Annotated in this window: 20 protein-coding genes; 2 read left to right on the top strand and 18 right to left on the bottom strand. The window is 47.7% G+C overall.

Going from position 1 to position 21,518, the window contains the following annotated elements:
- Window positions 1-158 precede the first annotated feature (158 nt).
- Both QP339_RS04390 and QP339_RS04385 read right to left on the bottom strand, forming a co-directional pair.
- Complete coding sequence (locus QP339_RS04390) at window positions 159-2,945, bottom strand: FtsX-like permease family protein (protein WP_284910575.1); 2,787 nt, start codon at window positions 2,943-2,945, stop codon at window positions 159-161.
- Between the two features lie 8 nt (window positions 2,946-2,953).
- Window positions 2,954-3,655 carry an ABC transporter ATP-binding protein gene (locus tag QP339_RS04385; protein WP_070616515.1) on the bottom strand — a complete coding sequence of 234 codons (702 nt, stop codon included), beginning with the start codon at window positions 3,653-3,655 and terminating at the stop codon, window positions 2,954-2,956.
- A gap of 109 nt (window positions 3,656-3,764) precedes the next feature.
- Between QP339_RS04385 and QP339_RS04380 the strand changes: the two genes are divergently transcribed.
- Window positions 3,765-5,033, top strand: coding sequence for a BaiN/RdsA family NAD(P)/FAD-dependent oxidoreductase (locus QP339_RS04380; RefSeq protein ID WP_284910574.1), 1,269 nt, complete (start codon window positions 3,765-3,767; stop codon window positions 5,031-5,033).
- Window positions 5,034-5,084: 51 nt separating this feature from the next.
- Here the strand turns inward: QP339_RS04380 and QP339_RS04375 are convergent, their stop codons facing one another.
- Genes QP339_RS04375 through QP339_RS04365 form a run of 3 tightly spaced genes read right to left on the bottom strand, consistent with a single transcriptional unit; the run spans window position 5,085 to window position 8,434 of the window.
- A complete protein-coding gene (locus QP339_RS04375; RefSeq protein ID WP_284910573.1) occupies window positions 5,085-6,272 on the bottom strand; it encodes a class I SAM-dependent rRNA methyltransferase in 1,188 nt (395 codons plus the stop codon).
- Window positions 6,250-7,689 (bottom strand): ATP-binding protein, encoded by a 1,440-nt coding sequence (locus tag QP339_RS04370; protein WP_284910572.1) that lies wholly within the window; start codon window positions 7,687-7,689, stop codon window positions 6,250-6,252. Before QP339_RS04370 ends, QP339_RS04375 begins: the two co-directional genes overlap by 23 nt.
- A gap of 1 nt (window position 7,690) precedes the next feature.
- The gene (locus QP339_RS04365; protein WP_070616511.1) at window positions 7,691-8,434 is read right to left on the bottom strand and encodes a response regulator transcription factor; all 744 of its coding nucleotides are present in this window, start codon (window positions 8,432-8,434) and stop codon (window positions 7,691-7,693) included.
- Window positions 8,435-8,598: 164 nt separating this feature from the next.
- Between QP339_RS04365 and QP339_RS04360 the strand changes: the two genes are divergently transcribed.
- A complete protein-coding gene (locus QP339_RS04360) occupies window positions 8,599-8,952 on the top strand; it encodes a single-stranded DNA-binding protein (protein ID WP_067974720.1) in 354 nt (117 codons plus the stop codon).
- Window positions 8,953-9,544: 592 nt separating this feature from the next.
- On the opposite strand, the gene QP339_RS04355 is transcribed toward QP339_RS04360, so the two are convergent.
- The 13 genes from QP339_RS04355 to QP339_RS04300 form a co-directional block, all read right to left on the bottom strand.
- Entirely contained in the window at window positions 9,545-10,954 is a 1,410-nt protein-coding gene (locus QP339_RS04355) for an aldehyde dehydrogenase family protein (RefSeq protein WP_284910571.1), read from the bottom strand.
- A 128-nt stretch (window positions 10,955-11,082) separates the two neighbouring features.
- Window positions 11,083-12,054, bottom strand: coding sequence for a GMP reductase (locus QP339_RS04350; RefSeq protein WP_284910570.1), 972 nt, complete (start codon window positions 12,052-12,054; stop codon window positions 11,083-11,085).
- A gap of 95 nt (window positions 12,055-12,149) precedes the next feature.
- Window positions 12,150-12,521 carry a hypothetical protein gene (locus QP339_RS04345; protein ID WP_284910569.1) on the bottom strand — a complete coding sequence of 124 codons (372 nt, stop codon included), beginning with the start codon at window positions 12,519-12,521 and terminating at the stop codon, window positions 12,150-12,152.
- Between the two features lie 93 nt (window positions 12,522-12,614).
- Window positions 12,615-13,595: a flotillin-like protein FloA gene (gene floA / locus QP339_RS04340; RefSeq protein ID WP_284910568.1), complete on the bottom strand. Its 981-nt coding sequence runs from the start codon at window positions 13,593-13,595 to the stop codon at window positions 12,615-12,617.
- Window positions 13,588-13,716, bottom strand: a complete 129-nt coding sequence (locus QP339_RS09640) for a hypothetical protein (protein ID WP_502869651.1) — start codon at window positions 13,714-13,716, stop codon at window positions 13,588-13,590. Before QP339_RS09640 ends, floA begins: the two co-directional genes overlap by 8 nt.
- Before the next feature lie 31 nt (window positions 13,717-13,747).
- The gene (locus QP339_RS04335) at window positions 13,748-14,188 is read right to left on the bottom strand and encodes an NfeD family protein (RefSeq protein WP_284910567.1); all 441 of its coding nucleotides are present in this window, start codon (window positions 14,186-14,188) and stop codon (window positions 13,748-13,750) included.
- Between the two features lie 189 nt (window positions 14,189-14,377).
- Window positions 14,378-15,310 (bottom strand): DNA-binding protein WhiA, encoded by a 933-nt coding sequence (gene whiA / locus QP339_RS04330; protein ID WP_284910566.1) that lies wholly within the window; start codon window positions 15,308-15,310, stop codon window positions 14,378-14,380.
- A gap of 15 nt (window positions 15,311-15,325) precedes the next feature.
- Entirely contained in the window at window positions 15,326-16,354 is a 1,029-nt protein-coding gene (locus tag QP339_RS04325; protein ID WP_284910565.1) for a gluconeogenesis factor YvcK family protein, read from the bottom strand.
- Complete coding sequence (rapZ, locus tag QP339_RS04320) at window positions 16,351-17,241, bottom strand: RNase adapter RapZ (protein WP_070616497.1); 891 nt, start codon at window positions 17,239-17,241, stop codon at window positions 16,351-16,353. The genes QP339_RS04325 and rapZ overlap by 4 nt, the downstream gene beginning before the upstream one ends.
- Window positions 17,242-17,302: 61 nt before the next feature.
- The gene (locus QP339_RS04315; protein ID WP_284910564.1) at window positions 17,303-19,024 is read right to left on the bottom strand and encodes a phospho-sugar mutase; all 1,722 of its coding nucleotides are present in this window, start codon (window positions 19,022-19,024) and stop codon (window positions 17,303-17,305) included.
- A gap of 201 nt (window positions 19,025-19,225) precedes the next feature.
- Complete coding sequence (locus QP339_RS04310) at window positions 19,226-19,960, bottom strand: CpsD/CapB family tyrosine-protein kinase (protein WP_083272439.1); 735 nt, start codon at window positions 19,958-19,960, stop codon at window positions 19,226-19,228.
- A gap of 12 nt (window positions 19,961-19,972) precedes the next feature.
- The gene (locus QP339_RS04305; RefSeq protein ID WP_284910563.1) at window positions 19,973-20,713 is read right to left on the bottom strand and encodes a YveK family protein; all 741 of its coding nucleotides are present in this window, start codon (window positions 20,711-20,713) and stop codon (window positions 19,973-19,975) included.
- A 17-nt stretch (window positions 20,714-20,730) separates the two neighbouring features.
- Complete coding sequence (locus tag QP339_RS04300) at window positions 20,731-21,513, bottom strand: CpsB/CapC family capsule biosynthesis tyrosine phosphatase (RefSeq protein ID WP_284910562.1); 783 nt, start codon at window positions 21,511-21,513, stop codon at window positions 20,731-20,733.
- Window positions 21,514-21,518: the final 5 nt, after the last annotated feature.

Here is a 21,518-nt window from a genome sequence, read left to right as displayed (position 1 = left end):
CAGACAATTAAGTCAAGCTTTTTTTTAAGAAATCAATCAGAATTTTATCATCTTTCTTATCTTTTTAATAGAATGTTTCTATTAAAAATAAAAAAGCAGCCACTGGTGCTGCTTTTCTATTTATCTACTTATTAGTATCGGTGACGGATAATTAAATCTTATTCCACCCCTTTGAGGGCTTCAACCATATCTACCTGCTTCAATTTATGGTGCATGATTGCCATAACGATAAGTGAGAAGATTAAGGTTAGAAGGCTGGCATAAAGATAGGATAAGCCTTGGATTTGGGCCGGGAAGATCATGATATCCACTTCGACTGTCTGTAAGATATAAGTGGTCAAAATTTGTCCCATGGCAAGTCCGGCTAGGATACCGCCCACTGTCAACAAGAGGGTTTCCCGATAGATATAGAGGGTGACCTCGAGTGGGTAGGCGCCCAGTACCTTGATAGTTGATAATTCTCGGATCCGTTCCGAGACATTAATATTGGTCAGGCTATAGAGCACAATGAAAGCGAGGATAGCTGCCGCGATAATCAAGACCAGGGTCACTAGGTTCAAAGTTTCCAAGGTTTCATTGAACATGTTCCGGAATTGGTCAATGTTAACGACCGTGACAATCCCCTCTTCTGCCATCAAATCATCGATGACCTGGCCCTTCTTCTCAGGCGCATTATCCTTTAATTTTATTTCCACCTGGTTTTGACTAGGGAGGCTACCGATTAAATCTTCGTAGACCGACTGGCTCATAAAGACATCGTGCATGATGTAGCTTTCAAAGACCCCCTTAACTGGCAAGTCCACCACTTGACCATCAGGATCTTCCAAGCTGATAGAATCACCTGCTTTGATATCCAGAAGTTTAGCTAGTTTGTGGTTGATAAGAACCCCATCTTCAGGCAGGGGCATTCTGTCCCCTGTCGCCACATCTGCGAGAGCATAGAAGTCCTGGTAGTTAGAATCAGGGTCCAAAGCATGGAGGGAAACGGTCTGTTGGTTGACCCGGTCGTCTGTTGTTTGGTAGCTAGCCGTATAGAGAGGTAGGGCATCTGCCACCTGGTCGTGCTGGTGGACACTTTCATTTAAATCAGCCACTTCTTCCGCCGATAGCTTGGGCTGGTATTGAACAATAGCTTGGGCATGCTCGAGATCGATGAATTGACGATCAGCCAAGCCAGATATGGAGTCCGATATCCCAAAGCCCGTCAGCAGGAGGGCAGTTGACCCAGCCACCCCAATCAGGGTCATGGCATTACGGCCCTTGTAGCGGAAGAGGTTACGCAAGCTGATCTTATTATTGAAGCTAAGTTTTTGCCAGAACCAGGTCCAACGTTCCAAGAGAATCCGCTGGCCTTCTTTAGGGGGCTTAGGCCGCATCAGAACGGCCGCTGGTTCGGTTAGCGAATTGCGGGTCACCAACCAGGCCGGTCCAACGGTTGTCAGGAGGGAGATGCTGAGGGCAAGGAGGAAGTCCTTCCAGTAGAAGCCATAGTAGACTTCCTGACCTAAATCGTAGAGCATCCCGTAGGCGTTGACAATAATATTGGGCAAGAGATAATTGCCCACTGCCACTCCCAGCAAGGTCCCAATGACGCTAGCCAGTCCAGCATATAAAAGAAACTTAATGGCGATTTCGGAAGACCGGTAGCCTAAAGCCTTGAGCGTCCCCAATTGGATTCGCTGTTCATCGACCATCCGCGTCATAGTTGTGAAGCTCACCAAGGCAGCCACTAGGAAAAAGATGACTGGAAAGACCCGGGCAATGGCGGCAATCCGGTCTGCATTGTCCTCATACTCACTGTAACCGCTCAATTGGCTGCGGTCATTGACTTGGTAGTTAGGAGCCTCCATTTCATCCTTATAAGTCTTGGCCTGGTTGAGTTTTTCCTGGCCTTCTGCTAAGTCTTTTTCTTTAGCTTGGATATCCTCTTCGGCTTGCTTAAGAGCTTCCTTGCCTTGGTCTAATTGTTCTCTAGCTTGGGCGAATTGAGGTAAGTTAGCAGCTCCTTCTCCTAGGCCAGCAGTCACTTGCTTCAATTGGTCTTCTTGACTCTGCAAACTTTCCTTCTGCGCCTCAACCTGATCCTTGGCCTTTTGAATAGCTTCTTGGCCTGGTTTCAAGTCCTCCTCCGCCGCTTGGATATCTTTGTCTAAATCTTTTTGTTGTTCTTGATAGCGTTCCTCTGGCCGACCATCCAAGGCCGCTTCGATATCCGCCTTAGCCTGGTCAACTTTTTCTTCATAAGCGTCGCTATAAGCTGGATAATCTTCTAGGCCATCGACTTTGAAGGCCAGCTGGCTGTACAAGTCCCCGGTAAAGACCTCGGGCTGAACGACCGCAAAGCCATCGATAGTTCCCTTGCCGATAGGGCTATTCCCCCGGGCACTCTGGTCAATATACATCGGTGAGGTCACAAAGCCCACCACCTTGAAGCGGTTGGAGGCTAGGCCTGGGGCTTGGTCATCGCCTTCCTGGTCAGGATCAGCTAGTTCGATTTCATCCCCGATTTGATAGTTGAAGCCCCCTTCTTCAGCTAAGCGGGCATCCAGAGCCACTTCATCCTTATTTTCAGGGAGACGGCCAGACCGTAACTTGTACTGGTTAACCTCGCCCATCTGGTTAAAGTTCGGCAAGAAGCGTAAAAGAGTCTCTTGTTTTTTTTCTTCTCGGTCGACACTGCGGTAGGGATAGACCTGGATGCCTTCCAAGTCATCCACCCGGTCAATATCTTCATCTGTAAGTCCCCAGTCAGCTTGCAGGCTCAGGTCCTGTAAGTGCTGGTCTTGGAAGTAAAGATTAGCGGTCTGACGCATATTTGGAGCTGCTGCTCGGATTCCTACGAAAAAGCCTGCCCCTAAGAAGATAATTCCCAGTAAGGCAATGAAGCGAGAAAAACTATTTTTAATTTCGCGTAAACTATCTTTCCATAAAGCTGTTCTCTTCATAGCTACCCCTACCATTCAATCTCTGCAACGGTCTTGGGCTCTGTTTGTAGGTAGCTATCTGCCACCTGGCCGTTCTTGATCTCAATAACACGGTCAGCCATCGGGGCAATGGCACGGTTATGGGTAATCACGATGACTGTTGTCTCCTCTTCACGAGACTGCTTCTGTAAGAGGGCGAGGACTTGCTGACCTGTTTCATTATCCAAGGCCCCTGTCGGCTCGTCGCAGAGAAGGAGCTTAGGATTTTTGGCTAGGGCTCGAGCTATGGAAACCCGCTGCTGCTCGCCCCCAGACAATTGGGCAGGAAAGTTATTCTGCCGGTCCGTTAAGCCTACTGCTGCCAAAGCCTGATCAGCAGCAATGGCTTGTTGGGCAATCTGCTCACTTAATTCAATGTTTTCCCGGGCGGTCAGGTTGGGAATGAGATTATAGAATTGGAAGACAAAACCAACATTATCCCGGCGAAACTTAGTCAATTGCCGGTCGTTAAACTGACCAATTTCCTGGCCATCTACCCAGATTTCACCCGATGTGGGCTTGTCCATTCCCCCTAGAATATTTAAGGTTGTCGATTTACCAGCTCCTGATGGTCCCAGAATGACGACAAATTCTCCCGCTTCAATTTCAAAGCTCATATGGTCATTTGCCTTCACCTGGGATCGGCCTTCACCATAGGATTTAACGACATCTTTGAATTCGATATATGCCATAGTTGACCATTCCCTTTCTTCATACAATATGTTACTTTGTTAGTATATCAATAGTAAAAACTAGCTGAAAATAAAAGCAATTAAAATAAATAAATTTAAGGAGTTCTTTATGATTTACGACGTGATTGTCATTGGTGGAGGGACTAGCGGTCTCATGGCAGCTTGTGCCGCAGCTCAAGTTGGTGCCCAAGTCCTCCTCTTAGAAAAAAATCCCAGCCTAGGCAAAAAGCTCTTGCTCACTGGAGGGACCCGGTGTAATGTCACCAATAAACGTCCCGCCCGCTATATTATCGACCATATTCCAGGCAATGGCAAGTTTCTCTACAGTGCCTTCTCGCGTTTCGATAACAGCGATATTATGGCCTTCTTCGAAGAGCGTGGCGTCGCCCTTAAAGAAGAAGACCACGGCCGCATGTTTCCTGTCTCAGACTCAGCCAAGACTATCCTGCAGACTTTTATTGATGAATTGAAGCATCTAAAAGTGGACATTATCTGCCAGGCCAAATTGAAAGAGCTAGAGATCCAAGGCGATGAAGTGACGGTCCACTTAGAAGACCAGCGGCAATTTCAGGGGCGAACAGTGGTTTTAGCTATGGGGGGCCGGGCCCACCCGCGAACAGGATCGACAGGAGATGCCTACCCTATCTTAGAAGGTCTGGGCCACACCATCCAAGCTATCTATCCCACCGAAGTTCCCCTAACCTCTTCAGAGCCCTTTATCAAGAAGAAAAGGCTCCATGGCCTCTCCCTGCGCGATGTCAAGCTGACCGTCCTAGATGCCCAAGAAAAGCCGGTCGTTAGCCATCAAATGGATATGATCTTTACCCATTTTGGGGTCAGTGGGCCAGCCGTCCTGCGCTGTTCCATGTTCGTTCAAAACTTACTCCGCCAAGGCCAGCAAAAAACTGTCCACATGAAACTCGATGCCCTACCTAGTCGCAGTAAGGAAGAGCTCATCCAAGCCTATGCTGACCTCCAAGCGGACTATAAGGCCAAGGCTATCCGCAATGTCCTCAAAGAAGTCGTCCCCGAGCGTTATGCCGAATTTCTCTGCCAGAGAGCCAAGGTCCCTGCCCTGACCCCCTGCCAAGACCTATCCAAGAAGCAGTGGGCCGCCTTAGTCCATGAGCTCAAGGGCTTTAGCTTTGAAGTCGATGGCAGCTTATCGATCGATAAAGCCTTCGTCACAGGAGGCGGGCTCACGCTAGATGAGGTCGACCCCTACTCTATGCAGAGCAAGTTCCATCCCCAAGTCTTTATCTGCGGCGAACTTCTCGACCTCAACGGCTACACAAGCGGGTATAATATCACCGCCGCCTTCGTCACAGGCCACGCAGCCGGCGAAAGCGCCGCCTACCAAGCCTTCAGCATGGCCTAATCAAATAAAGACAGCACCGCCTAAACTCGAACGTTCAAGCGGTGCTGTTTTTTAGTCGGCCCGGTAAATCAATACCTTCAAATAATCACTTTCCGGACTGTGAGCTGGCACAGGGAAATCCCCGGGCAATTTAAATTCTTGAATAAGACGTAAAGAGCGCTGGGCTTTCTTAGCGCCCTTTTCAATATCAGATTTAAAAGCAGCCAGGCTATAATTGGAAGCATTGGTGCTGCAGACCAAGTCCCCCTGACTGGATAGGATTTCTAAAGCCTCCGCCACTAATTTAGGATAGTCTTTGTTCACTTTGAAAACTTTTTTCTTATTCCGGGCAAAGCTCGGCGGGTCCATAATGATCAAGTCATAAAACTTGTCATGGCGCCAGGCATACTTATAGTAATCGAAGGTATCCATGACGTAAATTTCCTGGTCGGCTAAGGGGATACCATTAGCCGCAAATTGTTCTTCTGTCAAGTCACGACTGCGGTTGGCCAAGTCCACACTGCAGGTTTGGCTGGCCCCACCTAGAGCTGCTGCCACTGAGAAGGCGCCGGTATAGGAGAAGGTGTTTAGGACACGGCGACCTACTGCTAGTTCGCTCTGAAGATAGGTTCTCACCTCGCGTTGGTCCAAGAAAATCCCCGTCATCCAATGGTCATTAAGTCGAACCACATAGCGACGACCCTCCTCCAGGACTGTAAAATGCTCAGGCGCTTCCTCTCCAGCCAACCATTCACTGGCTAAGTGATCCTGACTTTGGAAGCGGTTCTTACCCACAATCCCCCGACAAGCTGGCAGGATTTCCTTAAGGACTTCAACGATGCTTGCCCGATAGGCATAAATACCTAACGAATACCATTGGATCAGTAGGTAGTCCCCATAGACATCAACACTTAGCCCACCCAAGCCATCGCCTTCCCCATTAAAGAAACGAAAGGCTGTTGTTAGCTCATCATCGAATAGGCCTTGACGTTTAGCCTTGGCCCGGCTAAAAATTTGCTTGAAAAAGGACGGGTCGAGAACCTGGTCTCTTTGGTAACTATAGACCCAACCCGAGCCCTTATTCTGCTTAGCCAAGTAAGCCATAGCGAGAAAGTCTCCCTTGGAATCGGTCAAATAAACCTGGTCCCCTTCGTTAAAGGAGACTTCCCCCATAAAATCATCTGCCTGCAAGAGAGGCCTCCCCTGGCGCAGGGCTTGGGCTGCTTCTTGTTTCAATTTAACGGTCATCTTGATTGTCACAATCTTCCTCCTTTGCTTTAGGAAAAGTCAGGATAAAACGGGTCCCTTGGCCAGGCCTACTCTCAACCTCTACCTGGGCACCATGGGCATGGATCAGTTCATGAACAATAGCCAAACCGAGTCCTGACTCCCCATAGGCCGATGACTTACGTGATTCATCTGCCTTGTAGAAGCGTTCCCAAATATTGGCTAATTCCTCTTCCGTCATCCCAATCCCCGTATCGATAATTTGAATTTCTGTCGCTTCACTCGTCTCGCGGGCTTGCAGCTTAACCTGGCCTTGGTCCGTGAATTGGATCGCATTTTGAGTAATATTAAAGAGGATTTGCCGGAGCCGGTCCCAGTCCGCATAAACTTCTGTCTCATCCGAACAATCGATTAGAATCTGGTCTTCCTTGGACTTAGCTGCCTCATCCAGTTGAAGGGCCAGGTCTTCCAGCATTTGCCGCAGCTTGAAGGTCATCGGCATAAGGAAAATTTCCTGCGAGCGGATCTTTTCATAGTCCAGGTTTTGGTTAACGAGCCGCGTTAAACGCTGGGTCTCATTGTGGACCAGTTCGATACTCCGGTCGAAATGTTTTTCTGGGATTAGGCCATAGCGCAAGCCTTCTAAAAGGCCGTTCATGGTGGTTAGCGGCGTCCGCATTTCGTGCGCCACGTCTAACATAAATTGCCGGCGAATATTTTCTCGGCGGTTAATCTCCTCAATCGAACCTTCAAGAGACGCCGCCATCCGGTTAAAGTCCCGGCTGAGGTCGCCAATTTCATCATCATAGTCTTGGGGCAAGCGGACAGCATAATTACCATCCGCTACTTCCTTAGTTGCCTGGCGGATGCGACCAATCCGCTGGTTCAAGAAGTAAGAAATCCCAAGAGCAATGACTAAAGCAGCTCCACCCACTAAGAGAGCCGCAACAAGAGTATCCATGCGGTTGCCTAAGAGGCGGTGGCCAAATTCAAAGTTATTCTTGCCAATAGCCACAAAGCCCTGGTAGCGATCGCCATCAAAACGGGGCACAAAGGTAGCTAAGGCATCCCCATCTTCCTTAGAAAAGCCCATATCAAAGGCTCGCATAGGCTGACGTGTCCCGCTCTTTAAACTGGCCAAATCTTGTTGGTCGAGATAGTTAGAGACAGGCTCTGTTCCCTGGCCTTCCGTTTTAGGATAGACGAGCTGGGCATCTTGGTCATAGAGAAAAACCTTAATGCCCGTGCTCTCTAAGAGCTCTTTCTTGTCTGCTAAGTAATCCGGGTTGACTGATGTTTCTTCAAAATAATCGGCCATTGAATCCAATTGTTGGGCCGTTTGATTTTGAAAACGTTCTTCCGGGATACGGATCATGACATAGGACAAGCCGGATAGGGTAAACAAAATCACAACAATAAAAGCTAACAAGAGTTGGTAAAAGTAACGCAAACTAATCCCCCTCAGTCTCGTCGAACTTGTAACCGACACCCCAGACAGTCTGGATCACCTGGGGCCCTAGAGCTTCCATCTTATGGCGGAGCTTCTTAATATGGGCATCAACCGTTCGCTCATCCCCGTAAAACGGCTCTTCCCAGAGGCTGCTGAGCAGGTTTTCTCGGGTAAAGACTTGTTTAGGATGAGAAGCAAGAAGGGCTAAGATATCAAATTCTTTAGGCGTTAAATTCTTAATTTCTTGGTCATTATAATAAGCTTCCCGGGTCTTAGTATTAATCCGAATCGATTGGGTGGACACAATATGGTCTTGGTCCTGCTTTGCTCCCTTATCTTGGTCCTGGTCAACAGCCGCTAACTGGTCCTGTTCTTCCTGATAGCGGCGGTAGAGGGCCTTCATCCGGGCAATCAAGGTAATCGCGCTGAAGGGTTTAGTGACATAGTCGTCCGCCCCTAAACCCAGACCTAAGATCTGGTCACTCTCAGAATCACGAGCTGTGAGCATAATAATTGGTACCATCTTATTGCGCGCGCGGATCCGCTTACAGATTTCCTTGCCATTTAAAGAAGGCAGGTTTAAATCTAAAATAATCATTTCAATTTCTTCTTCATGGTTAAGAAAATACTCCCAACCCTCTTGACCATCAGCAATAAAAATGGCTGACCAATCCTCTTCTGGTTCAAAGTACATGCCTAGCATTTCAGAAATCGAGGCATCATCTTCAATCATTAGTATACGCATTCGAGGTCCCCACTTTCTTTATCGTTCACAAAAATAAGTATTTTCTATGTGAGCCTTCAAAACTATTGTACCCTATTTAAATTAGCTTTGAAGTAAAAAATCTTAAAATTCTTTCGTGAATTTCAGCTTTTTTCGTTTATATATCTAATAGGAGGTGAGAATAAATGAATCAAGTTGCTTGTATCGGTCGTTTAGCCGTTGATGTTGAAATTAAAGAGTTTGCCAATGGCAATGCCGTCCTAAATAATCTCATTGCGATTAACCGACGCAATAGTCAAAAACAAGAAGCAGACTTTATTCCCATTGTCGCTTGGAACGGTACCGCCCGCCTAATCGCCAAATACCTTGAAAAGGGTGATGAACTAGGCCTAGTTGGTCGGATCCAAAGCCGGCGTTATGAGAATAAAGCAGGACACAATCAAACAGCGATTGAAATTGTGATCAGCGATGTCACTTTCTTGCGTAAAAAAGTAAGCGACGCAGACAAGGTCATGACTATCCAAGTCGCTAAAGACTAATTAGAAAAATCCCTCCCCTAATAAAAACAGGCTGCGAAAAGGCAGCCTGTTGCTTTTTTATACTTTCAAATGTGGGAGGCGAGGATACAGAAGCTTCTGCTCACACCCTTAGTCGGGTTCGCAAAGGCAGAAAGGGAGTGACTTCAGAAAAGTGGAACGACCGGCTAAAGCCGCTCTTATCCGCTTTTCCTCCAGTCATCCCTTTCTAGACGCCTTTGCTCACACCCTGTTCTAGTCGGGGTCGCAAAAGCAGACTTGAAGTGATTTCAGCTCATCGAAACGTCTGACTAGCGTCAGTCTTTTTCGATGAGCCTCCAATCATTCAAGTCTAAGCGCTCTTGCTCTCACCCTATCTAGTCGGGTTCGAGGATGCAGAAAGGGCTCCTCTTCACAAAGAAGCGCCGAAGACTTGCAGTCTTCTCTGCTTCTTTGCTCCAGAGGTCCCTTTCTACCGCATCCTCTCACACCCTTATAGTTGGGTTCGTAAGAGCAGCTTTGGAGTGCTTTCACAAGTCGGAAACGTGCAAGCCGTGCTTGCACTTATCCCGACTCACTCCAAGCATCCAAAGCTAACCGCTCTTGCTCTCACCCTTTATTTATAAATGGATTTGATTTCGAGGTAGTCTTGGACGCCGTAGCGGCCGTTTTCGCGTCCGATTCCGGATTGTTTGTAGCCGCCATATGGAGCCTTGTTGCTCTTGCCGGATTTGTTAATGTAGACAGAGCCGGTCCGGATCTTGCGGGCAACTGCGATGGCTTCTTCATCGCTTGGGCCAACTACAGCACCGGATAGACCGTATTCTGTATCATTAGCAATTTCAATGGCTTCTTCTAAGCTGTCATAAGGGATGACACAGAGAACTGGGCCGAAGATTTCTTCTTGAGCAATCACCATCTTGTTATCCACATCGGTAAAGACAGTTGGTTCAACATAGTGGCCTTCACGGTCGATTTTACCACCGCCGACAAGTACGCGGGCACCTTCTTCTTTACCCTTTTGAATATAGGATTCAACGGTTTCTTTTTGACGTTCGGAAACAACGGGACCTACCACTGTATCAGGATTTGTCGGATCACCGATTACGACATTCTTTTCATAGTAGTTTAAAATACTTTGATTAGCCGCTTCCAATTCCTCGCGAGGAACCAAGAGACGAGTCAAGGCTGAGCAAGTTTGCCCACAGTTATTGACTACAGTATCCATGGATTTCTTCACAGCATAGTACAAGTCACCACCTGGCATATAAATCAATGGAGATTTCCCACCGAGTTCTAGGATTAACTTTTTAATGGTAAAGCTGGCATGTTGGTAGAGGTGGCGGCCCACTTCTGTTGACCCGGTAAAGGAAATGACATCAACATCCTTGTGTTCAGTTAGCACGTCGCCGACTTGACTCCCTTGGCCTGTCACTAAGTTAAAGACGCCCTTAGGTAAGCCAGCTTCCTCACAAATTTCAGCTAAGAGGACAGCGGTAATTGGGGTATCGGTCGCAGGTTTTACAACCACTGTATTACCCGCAATGAGGGCTGGTCCAATCTTACGTTCAATCTGGGTTAATGGGAAGTTCCATGGCGTCACACAAGCTACTACACCGAAGCCTTCCTTAACCACTTGCGTCCCATCAATATCTTCTTCGAAATGAACATTTTCTAAGTCATCGAACATGTCATCCATTTCTTTGATTGGTTGTTGGACATGCTTAGAGCGAGCGAGGCTGATCGGTGCGCCCAATTCTTGGACGATAATATCAGCAATTTCATCTTGACGATCAACAATACCGTCACGCACTTTTTTCAATAAAGCAGTCCGTTCTTCTACACTGGTTTCATTCCATGCTGGGAAGGCTGCTTTTGCCGCTGCAACCGCAGCATTCATATCATCGGCAGTCCCCCGAGGAACACGCCCCACGATTTCACCATTGGCTGGATTCTTTACTTCCATCCATTCATTGGATGAGGCATTACGCCATTCACCATCAATATAAAATTGGTAATCTGTCATGTCAATATCACTTCTTTCTGATTTTAATGAGAATACGCTAAGCTTTTGCCCCATTTAGCTTAGGGTTATCTCATTGTAACACAGTTTAGCCGAAATTATCGACTTATTGCTTATATCTTTCCTATAAATTACCGGTCGCCGTTGTAAATACTTGGTACCACCACATAGTCAACGGTACGCAGGGCCCCCAAGTCGCGTCCTCCTGCATAGGAAATAGAGCTCTGCAAGTCTTCTTCCATCTCCTTCAAGGTAGAGAAGAGGCTGCCCCGGCTCTCAATTAAAATTCGCTTGCCTTCCACGTTTTTGTAGATGCCTTTTTGGAATTGACTAGCTGAACCGAAGTATTCCTTATAGGTGACACCATCTTCTTCAACTTGTTCACCAGGCGATTCCTCATGAGCAGCTAGAAGTGATCCTACCATCACCATGCTGGCCCCAAAGCGAATACTCTTCGCTAAGTCGCCATTGGTCCGAATTCCCCCGTCAGCAATGATCGGCTTGCGGGCGGCTTTAGCACAGAGGCGAACAGCAGCTAACTGCCAACCAGCGGTCCCAAAACCAGTCTTAATCTTGGTAATACATACCCGACCAGGGCCAACTCCCACCTTAGTCGCATCGGCACCGGCGTTTTCTAAATCGCGAACAGCTTCTGGTGTGGCAATATTCCCCGCAATCACAAAAGTATCGGGTAATTCTTCCTTAATAAAGCGGATCATATCGATCACCGTTTGTGAATGCCCATGGGCAATATCAATGGTAATATAATCCACTGCCTGCCCTGAAGCCTTCACTTCACGGATAAAGTCGCGCTCCTCATCTTTAACTCCCACACTAACGGAAGCATAGAGGCCTTTTTCATTCATCATTTTGATGAAATCAAGGCGTTTTTCGGGTTGGAAACGGTGCATAATGTAGAAGTATCCCTTCTCAGCTAATTGGATAGCGAGCGCTTCGTCAATCACCGTCTGCATATTGGCTGGTACCATCGGAATCTTAAAGCGATGTTTACCAAATTCAACACTTGTATCGCATTCGCGACGGCTTTTCACAATACATTTAGCGGGAATTAATTGAACCTGTTCGTAATCAAAAGTTTGCACGATTTTCACCTTTCTGCTTGGCTATTCATTATAATTGTCCGTCGAATATTTTACTCTATATTAGCCACAAAAGCAAAGTTTTCCTTAAAACAATCTCATTTTTTCTTCCGACGACTGGGCGGTGGGTTGAGCAAAACTTGCCATTTCAAGCCCTGGCGAATCTCTTGTTTACTTGGACGCCGCTTAGGGTCTGAGTCTCTCTTCGGATTGATCCTCGGAAGATCGACAGCAGCCTGGTCCTGGTCCGCCAAAAGAGCTCGGGCATGGTCATCCAAGTAAGCCTTAAAGTCTTCATGATCTTCATGGAAACGGTCAACTGCATCATCAATCGCTTCGTTGGTCGTATCTGAAGTCATTGGCGCCAAGTCTAGATCTTGGTCCAGGTCATAGGCACCCGCCTTTTCTTCCTGGCCTTCCTCTAATTCAATGGGGGGTGAGTGCTTCCTCTTCGCCAACAGTCTCTTCACTTGTTTCAGCTGCTTCCTGACTAGGGCCCAGTGCCTGGATTAGAGCTTTAATGAGACGGTAAATAACATAAGCCAGTAAGACCCACGCCCACATTAGTCGTCACCTGCTGGGCTTTCCTCTTCCCCAAAGGACTGACGCATCTTCGTGTCAGCTTGGAGATTTTCTAATTGATAATGGTCCATCACCCCTAAACGTCCTGAACGCAAGGCTTCAGCCAGGGCAAGAGGGACCTGAGACTGGGCTTCAACGACCTTGGCACGCATTTCCTGGGTCTTGGCGATATTTTCTTGTTCATTGGCCACAGCCATCGCCCGTCTTTCTTCAGCCTTGGCTTGGGCAATCCGCTTGTCAGCTTCTGCTTGTTCGGCTTGCAGTTTCGCTCCGATATTGCGTCCAACATCAACGTCAGCGATATCAATGGAGAGAATTTCATAGGCAGTTCCTGAGTCCAGACCCTTGCGCAGGATGGTTGGTGAGATAGAGTCAGGGTTTTCGAGGACGATGGTATGGGTCTTAGATGAGCCGACTGTCGTCACAATCCCTTCACCAACCCGGGCAATGATGGTTGATTCGCCTGCCCCGCCGACTAAGCGTTCAATATTGGCACGCACCGTTACCTTGGCCTTGGCGCGAACCTCAATCCCATCCATGGCGACCCCAGCAATCACGGGCGTTTCAATGACTTTCGGATTAACCGAAACTTGGACAGCTTCAAAGACATCACGGCCTGCTAGGTCAATGGCAGCTGCCTGTTCGAATTCCAAGTCAATCATGGCGCGTTGGGCTGCAATCAGGGCATCCACCACCATGTTAATATCCCCACCTGCCAAGTAATGAGCTTCCAGGTCGTTGAGGTCCAAGTCAAGCCCCGCCTTAGTCGCCTTAATCAGGGGTTTGATAATACGAGACGGATTCACCCGGCGCAAACGCATGCCCACTAAGTCCCCTAAACCTACCTTAACACCTGAGAAATGAGCCGTTACCCAAAGGCCCACAGGCACAAAGATAAAGAATAGGATAAGCAAGATAAAGGCTAAAAATACTAGAAAAGCTGCTAACCACACATTAGTCATGATCGATTCTCCTCACTTTCACATCTTTTGTCCGAACTGCAATAATTTCAACGGCTTGGCCACGGTCAACGAAATCTTGCTCACTGATCGCTTCAAGTACGCGACCGTCTGGCAACCGCACCTTACCAACCGGTCTCAAAGGGGCGACTACCTCAGCCTGCTGGCCCAATAAATCTTCTTGGTCTCCTCCTTTGCCTTGAGAGCCTGGCCGGTCTTCTAAGACCAGTGCTTGAGCTTGGGGACTTACTAAGGACCAGGCGGATCATCAAAACAGCAGTCACTAGGCCCAAATAAAGAGCAGCCAAAATTTCAAAGCCTAAAGTGTCGAGGGACAAGCGCTGCTGGAAGAGTTCAAAAGCCAGCATCCCCAGACCTATCAGCCCTAAGATTCCTAAAGAAGGTAAAAAGGCTTCAAAAATCACTAAGGCTAAGCCTAGGGCCAGGACACCGATAAAGGCATAATGGCCCGGGCCCCAGAGATAGAGAGCGATTAAAGCAAAGACTAAACTTAAGGCACTTGCTCCCAACCGGTACTTACCTTGAAAGCCATAGACCAAGCAAAGAACAGAAATGATAAAGATGATAAGCGCCATCTTAAGACCTCCCTCCACCTAACTTCCATTGACGGTTACCTTCTGATACGAGTATACAATACTTGCCAAGTTTCCTGCAATTCACAAGCTGACTTATAAGTTCGCCCATACAAAAAAGAGCTGGTCAAAAACCAACTCTCTAAATTTGTATGGGGTGCCTCCATAGCTAAAGTACTGATTTTGCACACTCTACTGCCGGCGCAATTCTTCGGCAAATTGGTTGATTTTGCGGAGGCGGTGGTTGACGCCAGACTTGGAAACCGAGCCGCTCTCCAAGGTCTCACCCAGCTCCTTCAAGCTGGCCCCTGGGTGTTTCAAGCGTGCCTCTGCAATCTCCCGCAATTTGACCGGCAATTCCCCTAAGCCGACACGGGCTTCGATATAATTAATATTTTCAATTTGCTTCCCAGCAGCAGTGACCGTCTTATTCAAATTAGCGCTCTCACAATTCACAATCCGGTTGATGGAATTGCGCATATCCCGCATCACCCGGACATCTTCAAAGCGAAGGATAGCCTGGGTGGCCCCCAGTAAGGCTAAGAAGTCAGAAATTTTTTCCGCTTCCTTAAGATAGGTAATATAGCCGCTCCGCCGCTCAATCTGCCGGGCATTGAGATCATAAGCGTTCATAAGCTCGATAATATCTTGATTGTGGGACTGGTGGATGGAATAAATTTCCAGATGATAACTCGACGTCTCTGGATTATTCACCGATCCTGCCGCTAGAAAAGCGCCCCGTAGATAGGCCTTGGCCAATTTTGGATCCGCTTTAATAGCTTGGGGAACCTGGGGGATAATCATTAAGCGGTCTAAGATCTCCATATCAGACAAGAGGGCCTGGGCTTCTTGATGGATACGCACAATATAGACATTGTTCTTCTTTAATTTCATCTTCCGGCGCACAATAATCTCGCCAGTTACCTGGTAGGTTTTCTTAAAAAGACTATATATCCGCCGGGCAATGGCTGCATTCTCTGTCTGAACATTTAAGACCAGACCTTGACTCAATAAGTTAATCGAGCCATTCATCCTGACCAGGGCAGAAAGTTCTGCCTGGGCCTCAGCAACACTCACTTCAATCCGGGTTAATTCTTTTTTGACATCTGCAGCAAATGAACTCACGACTGGTATTCCTCTCTACTCGAAACCTTTGTCCGCTTCATAAAGACGTAAGATCGTTTCGACAAGTTTATCTTGATCATGATACACGCCTGTCTCTCTGAGGTCAAGGAAATCAGCTGCAACTATTTGGGCTTCTTCTTGGAGAATCCCTGCCCGGTCTCTTTCCACCTGGACCAAGTACTCTGGGGTGAGTTCAGATTCCATGTATTCATAGGGAACCGGGGCCTTGTTGATTAAGGCATAATCAATTCGCTTAGCCTGGAGGTGGTCATTGATCACCCGGACATGGTCCGCATCAGAAAAGTGCTCCGTCTCCCCTAACTGCGTCATAATGTTACAAATATAGACGACCTTAGCTTGGCTTTCTAGAACTGCCTGGCGGATATCTTCAATCACTAAATTAGGAAGGATCGAGGTATAGAGGGAGCCCGGACCTAAAACAATCAGGTCTGCCTCGCGAATGGCCGAGACCACTTGACGGCCTGCTTGGGGTTCCCGGTCCTGGCAGGGACTGCCTGGCATACAGTGGACACTTACCCGGTCAATTGGCCGGCGCTGGCCAACAATTTCCGTTTCGCCATCAATCGTCTGGCCATCGCTGTAGTGGGCCCGTAAGACAAGTGGCTCTTCAGCTGCCGGGAGTACCCGCCCCTTGACCTTCATCATGGCCGATAAAAGACGGAGGGAGCTAAAGACATCCCCGCGCATCTCGGCTAGGGCAGCAATAATCAGATTTCCAATCGCATGTCCTGAAAACTCCTGGTCTTCTGGTGCAAAGCGGTATTGGAAAATATCCTTATAGATTTGTTCGACTTCTGATAAGGCCACAATACAATTTCGAATATCACCTGGTGGAATGGTATTGAGGGATGTCCGGATACTGCCGCTGCTTCCCCCATTATCAGAGACTGTAACCACTGCCGTAATCTCACAATTGGCCTGTTTGAGACCGGACAGGAGGATGGGGAGGCCTGTCCCCCCTCCAATGACAGTAATTTTTAGCTTATCGTTCTTGGCTTGGTTAAGCAAGTCGCGGTTAATCATGAATGCTTCACCGCCGCCTGACTCTTACTGGCATCCCGGTGGGAAACATGGACATTGTAGCCCAGTGCTTTGATATGGTCTCCAATGCGCTCGGTCAAAGCGACAGACCGGTGCTGGCCTCCCGTACAGCCAATGGCAATCGTCACACTGCTCTTTCCTTCTGCTTCGTAGAGTGGCAGAGTGAAGTCGATCATATCTGTAAATTTATCAAAGAAGGTCTGGGTATCGGACTGGGCCATGACATAATCATAGACCGGTGCATCCTGACCCGTCAGCGGTCTGAGATCTGTCTGGTAATAAGGATTGGGTAGGAAACGAACATCCATGACAATATCTGAATCGATCGGAATTCCATATTTGAAGCCAAAGGACATCACTTCTACCGTAAAAATGGCATCATCTCCGCTATGGAATTCACGTATTAAGGTTGCCCGCAATTCCCTCGGTGACAAGGACGAGGTGTCGATTACTAAATGAGAGTTTTCCTTAACGGCAGCTAATTGCTCGCGTTCACGCTGGATACCGTTTAAAACCGTACCGTCTTGTTGGAGCGGGTGGCTGCGACGAGATTCCTTATAACGCGATACCAACTTGCTGTCGCTAGCTTCAAGGAAAATAATTTGTAATTTCATAAAATCTTTATGGTCCATATTCGTGAGGACCTGGTTGAGTTCGGTAAAGAAATCACGCGAACGCAGGTCAATCACTAGGCAAACCTTACTGATCGTATTCGAACCTTGCAAGAGGTCCCAAAAAGAAGTCAAGAGGGATGGGGGCAGGTTATCGACACAGAAGTATCCCATATCTTCAAAGGATTGCAAGGCGACCGTCTTGCCGGCCCCGCTCATCCCTGTAATTATCACAAGTTTAATATTATTTTTGGTCATTCGATCACTCCTATAAAAAGATGGGACTTTCCAGGTCTTTGACCTAGCTTGGGCTCAACTTTTATGCTGTAAATTCTTTCATCGCTGCTTCATATTGGTCGAGAGCTTTTTGAGCAGCTAATTCATTCTCTGCTTCTACGCCAATATAAAATTTAATCTTGGGCTCAGTCCCACTTGGGCGAACAGCAATCCAGGTCCCATCTTCAAGTTCATACTTTAAGACATTTGATGGGGCTTGGTCTAAACTTTCCTGCTTGCCATCCGCATAAGTCTTGGTCTGGTCGGCAAAATCAGAAGTTACTTTAACTTGAACCCCCGCAATTTCTTTGAGGGGTTCTTCTCTTAAGCCCTTCATCAATTGCTCAATCTTAGCGGCACCTGCCTGTCCAGGTAGTTTAACAGAAATGGTCTTTTCTTTAAAGTAACCATACTCCTGGAAGATTTCTTGCAGGCCATCATAAGGCGTCTTGCCTTGCTTCTTATAATAGGCAGTCATTTCTGACATTAGGAGAATAGCTTGAACGGCATCCTTATCGCGGACAAAGGGCTTAACCAGGTAGCCATAGCTCTCTTCGAAACCAAAGAGGAAGGTCTTGCTTTGGTCTTTTTGATATTGTTTGATCTTATCCGCAATCCACTTAAAGCCAGTCAGGGTATTAACAGTCTCAACCCCGTAAGCCGCTGCGATCTTAGCTGGCAAGTCAGAAGAAACAATCGATTTCAAAATCACGCCATTAGCGGGCAGGTCATTCGCTTCCTTCTTGGCTTGGAGAATGTAGTGGGTCATGAGTGCCCCAATCTGATTCCCGGTTAAGATTTGGTACTTGCCATTAGGTAGGCGGACAGCGCCCCCCATCCGGTCAGCATCGGGGTCGGTTGCTAGCAGAATATCGGCTGCTTCTGCTTCCCCGTACTTGATAGCATATTCAAAGGCTGCCGCATCCTCAGGGTTAGGATCTGGCGCATAGGTGAAGTCAGGGTCTGGATTCTTCTGTTCGTCCACAAAGACAACTGACTCAAAACCGGCGTGGTCTAGAGCCCGTGAAACAGGCATCTGGCCGGTCCCATGCAGGGGCGTGTAAACGATGGTCACTTGGTCGCCCATTTCTTTAACCAGGTCTTGGTCAATGGTCACTTCCGCTACCCGGGCCAAGTATTTCTGGTCAAGCTCTTCTCCAATAATGGTTAAGAGATCAGTCGACTTCAGCTCTTCATGAGACAAGCTAGGGATCGTTAGGAGGTCAACCCCTTCCGTGTGGGCCACCAGGGCATCGGCATCTTCAGGCGTCATCTGGCCGCCATCCGCGCCATAGACCTTGTAGCCATTATATTCAGCGGTATTATGACTGGCAGTAATCATAATCCCCGCAAAGGTTTCCAGTTCACGCACAGTGAAGGAAAGTTCTGGGGTTGGACGCAGGGATTCATAAACATAAGTTGGAATGCCATGCTTGGCCAAGACCGCTGCTGACTCATAGGCAAAGCGCTGGCTATCGTGACGGCCATCATAGGCAATCGCCACCCCAGCTTCCTTGGCCTCGGCCCCATAGTCTTCCATTAAGCGGGCCAAGCCTTCTGTAGATAGGCGAACCGTATAGATGTTCAAGCGATTAATTCCTGGGCCCATGAGTCCGCGCATACCTGCTGTCCCAAAAGCAATTCGTTGGTAGAAGGCATCTTCTAAAGCTTCGGGATCTTCTTTTAAAGTGTCTAATTCTTCTCTTAGAGTTGGATCGAGGTCTTCAAAGTCGTCCCAGTGTTTAAAATTTTCTTGCCAAGTCATGATTAACACTCCTCATCATATTCTTTTCCTATATTATAGCAAATTTTACCTGCAATGGCTTCTAATCTTATCCTAATTTTCAAAAGATGTAAGCCCTTAACAAAAATCAGTCTCTTTTACGGTAGCTATTAGCCTAAGCAAATAAAAAACATAGTCAAAAGCCTAGTTACTTAGGCTCTTGACCATGCTTAATCATAATTTTTAAACTTCTTCGTCGTGGTAACCGTAACCGTAGTAGGAATTGATCGCATCTCCTACGGCCCCATTATAGATGGCACCGAGGACATTGGCATTGACGGCATCGAGGAGCTCTTTGGACTTTTGGACATTACGAATCTGGGAGACATTCTCCCGCAAAACGAAGATGACATTATCGACCCGTGATGCCATGATCTGGGCATCGGTCACCAAGAGGATCGGTGGCGTATCAATAATCACTAAGTCAAAGAGCTGCTCCAGTTCATCAATGATATCTGCCATCCGCTGGGAACTCAGGAGTTCGGCAGGGTTTGGCGGCTTAGGACCAGCCGGCAAGACATAGAGATTAGCCTCAGGGACATATTGGACATAATTCATGGTCTTCAGCTCTCTCTGAGTCAGCAGACTGGTCAGGCCAGAAGGTTCATCCACGTCAAAAGTCTTATGAATCGTAGGCTTACGCAGGTCACAGTCTACAATACAGACCCGTAAATTCAGGTCGGCCATTACCGTTGCGATATTAGCTACAATGGTCGACTTCCCTTCCCAAGCCCCCGAGGAAGTAAACATAATGGATTTGAATTTCTGTTCTTCCATGGCGAATTGAATATTGGTCCGAATAGTCCGAAACTGTTCCGAGACAATATCATTAGGGCGTTGGAGGGTAATCAAGCTGGAACCTTGGCGCTGTTCCCGGTTCTTTTTGACGATTTCTTTTTGTTTGAAACGAGAAAACATTCTTAACACCTCCTAGATGCGACGTTTATTGTCGTCATAGTTAGCTGACCGACCCTTCCGTTTGAAGCGGGTTTCCCGCACTTCAGTCTGGCTCATTTCGGGTAGGACCCCAATTAAATGCCAACCCATCTCGCTGACAACCTCTTCGCTGCGGACTGTCTTATCGCGGTAGGCCTGCCAGAGGGCCCAAAGCGAGGCGAGAAGGAAGGCTAGCCCACCACCGATCAAGATATCCCAAACGGGTTTAGGTCGGATTTTTTTCGTATGGGTTTTAGCATCAGCTACTTGCTTGACCTGGCTATTGGGATAGATTTCATTCACCTGCTTGCCGAAGCTTGAGGCAATCTGGTTGGCTAAGTTGGAAGCCGTGTAGGGCGAATGGTCGACCACTGCAATTTGTAGCACGAGGGACTCCTCATTGGTCGTCACACGCACCCGATCACGCAGAGCCTGGTAGGACAAGTCCTCCTCCGCTCCTTGAGCGACCGGTTCCAGAACTGCTGGTGTTACGACAATTTCCTTATAAGTATCTGTCAGTGTCTTAGCCTGATCAGCTAGGGGTGCAGTCGTTTGTTCCTCCGTATTTTGGTGGACAATCACCTGGGCAGTCCCTTCATACTTGGGCTCAAGAACGAGGAAGGAGATAAGGCTGGCCAGGATCATCCCGATAACCGTTGCCATAATGATAAAGGCCAGCTTATTTTTCATAATTTTTAGAATCTCGGTTAGAGGTTTGCGCTGTTTCTTCGCCATAAGAACCACCTTTCTTCTTACTTTTGGCGCTTGAAGAAGTCAAAAAATGTCCGTTTCTTCTTCAACTGATAATGGGTCACCATGGGATCGCCATTCAATAAACTAATGGCATTTTGTTTTAAATCAAAGCTAAAACTTTCACCATATTTTTCTTCTAAGTATTGGTAAACGCTAGCCAAACTGTCCCCTCGCCAGGAATCGCTAGCACAGAAAGCCCCTGAGGCAATCACATGGAGATAGCGGCGCTCAACTAGGTCCCAGGCCAAACGGTAAGCGGGAGCTGGGCTGGAGGGGAGCAAGGAAGTCGCTGAAGCTTGAATACTGCACCCCTGCTCACAAATATCATAGAGGAGCTGAGGTTTTTTTTGAAAGCAGGCTTGCTTTTCAGGTTGGCTAATAATGGGCCGAATATTATGGGCAAGCAAGCTGAAGAGAACTTCCTGGGTACAGGCGGGCAAATCTTGGTCGGGAAAACGAATGAATAAATAGCGTTGGTTGAGGTCTGCGAAAGAAACTTTACCCGCCAAGACATCATCAGCTAAGCTTGCTTCTAACAAGGCTTCGTGCCCTGGATAAAGAAGGAGGGGCAAGCCTCTGCGGTCGAGCGCCTCCTGGTAGGCCTCAGCGACAGCTTCTAATTTAGCGAGCGGTGCGGTGGTCGTATCGTGCTGGTAGGGAGCTAGCGACAAGACATGGCTAGTGCCTGCTTGTAAGATTTGATTGACCCTGGGTAAGGTATCTTCAAAACGCAGGCCTTCCTCCACTTCCGGAAGAATATGGGTATGAACATCAACAAGCACACGCA

The organism is Aerococcus sp. UMB7834 (assembly GCF_030215145.1).
Lineage (GTDB): Bacteria > Bacillota > Bacilli > Lactobacillales > Aerococcaceae > Aerococcus.
Note: the sequence above shows the minus strand (reverse complement) of the source record. Positions and strands in the feature narration are given on the sequence as shown.

Excerpts from the sequence above, each read along its gene's own strand:
- QP339_RS04360 (WP_067974720.1), top strand. The coding sequence starts at position 8,599 with ATGAATCAAGTTGCTTGTATCGGTCGTTTAGCCGTTGATGTTGAAATT.
- rapZ (WP_070616497.1), bottom strand. The coding sequence starts at position 17,241 with ATGACCAAAAATAATATTAAACTTGTGATAATTACAGGGATGAGCGGG.
- QP339_RS04365 (WP_070616511.1), bottom strand. The coding sequence starts at position 8,434 with ATGCGTATACTAATGATTGAAGATGATGCCTCGATTTCTGAAATGCTA.
- QP339_RS04385 (WP_070616515.1), bottom strand. The coding sequence starts at position 3,655 with ATGGCATATATCGAATTCAAAGATGTCGTTAAATCCTATGGTGAAGGC.
- QP339_RS04325 (WP_284910565.1), bottom strand. The coding sequence starts at position 16,354 with ATGATTAACCGCGACTTGCTTAACCAAGCCAAGAACGATAAGCTAAAA.
- QP339_RS04335 (WP_284910567.1), bottom strand. The coding sequence starts at position 14,188 with ATGGCGCTTATCATCTTTATCATTTCTGTTCTTTGCTTGGTCTATGGC.
- QP339_RS04390 (WP_284910575.1), bottom strand. The coding sequence starts at position 2,945 with ATGAAGAGAACAGCTTTATGGAAAGATAGTTTACGCGAAATTAAAAAT.
- QP339_RS04305 (WP_284910563.1), bottom strand. The coding sequence starts at position 20,713 with ATGGCGAAGAAACAGCGCAAACCTCTAACCGAGATTCTAAAAATTATG.
- QP339_RS04315 (WP_284910564.1), bottom strand. The coding sequence starts at position 19,024 with ATGACTTGGCAAGAAAATTTTAAACACTGGGACGACTTTGAAGACCTC.
- floA (WP_284910568.1), bottom strand. The coding sequence starts at position 13,595 with ATGACTAATGTGTGGTTAGCAGCTTTTCTAGTATTTTTAGCCTTTATC.
- QP339_RS04380 (WP_284910574.1), top strand. The coding sequence starts at position 3,765 with ATGATTTACGACGTGATTGTCATTGGTGGAGGGACTAGCGGTCTCATG.
- QP339_RS04310 (WP_083272439.1), bottom strand. The coding sequence starts at position 19,960 with ATGTTTTCTCGTTTCAAACAAAAAGAAATCGTCAAAAAGAACCGGGAA.
- QP339_RS04355 (WP_284910571.1), bottom strand. The coding sequence starts at position 10,954 with ATGACAGATTACCAATTTTATATTGATGGTGAATGGCGTAATGCCTCA.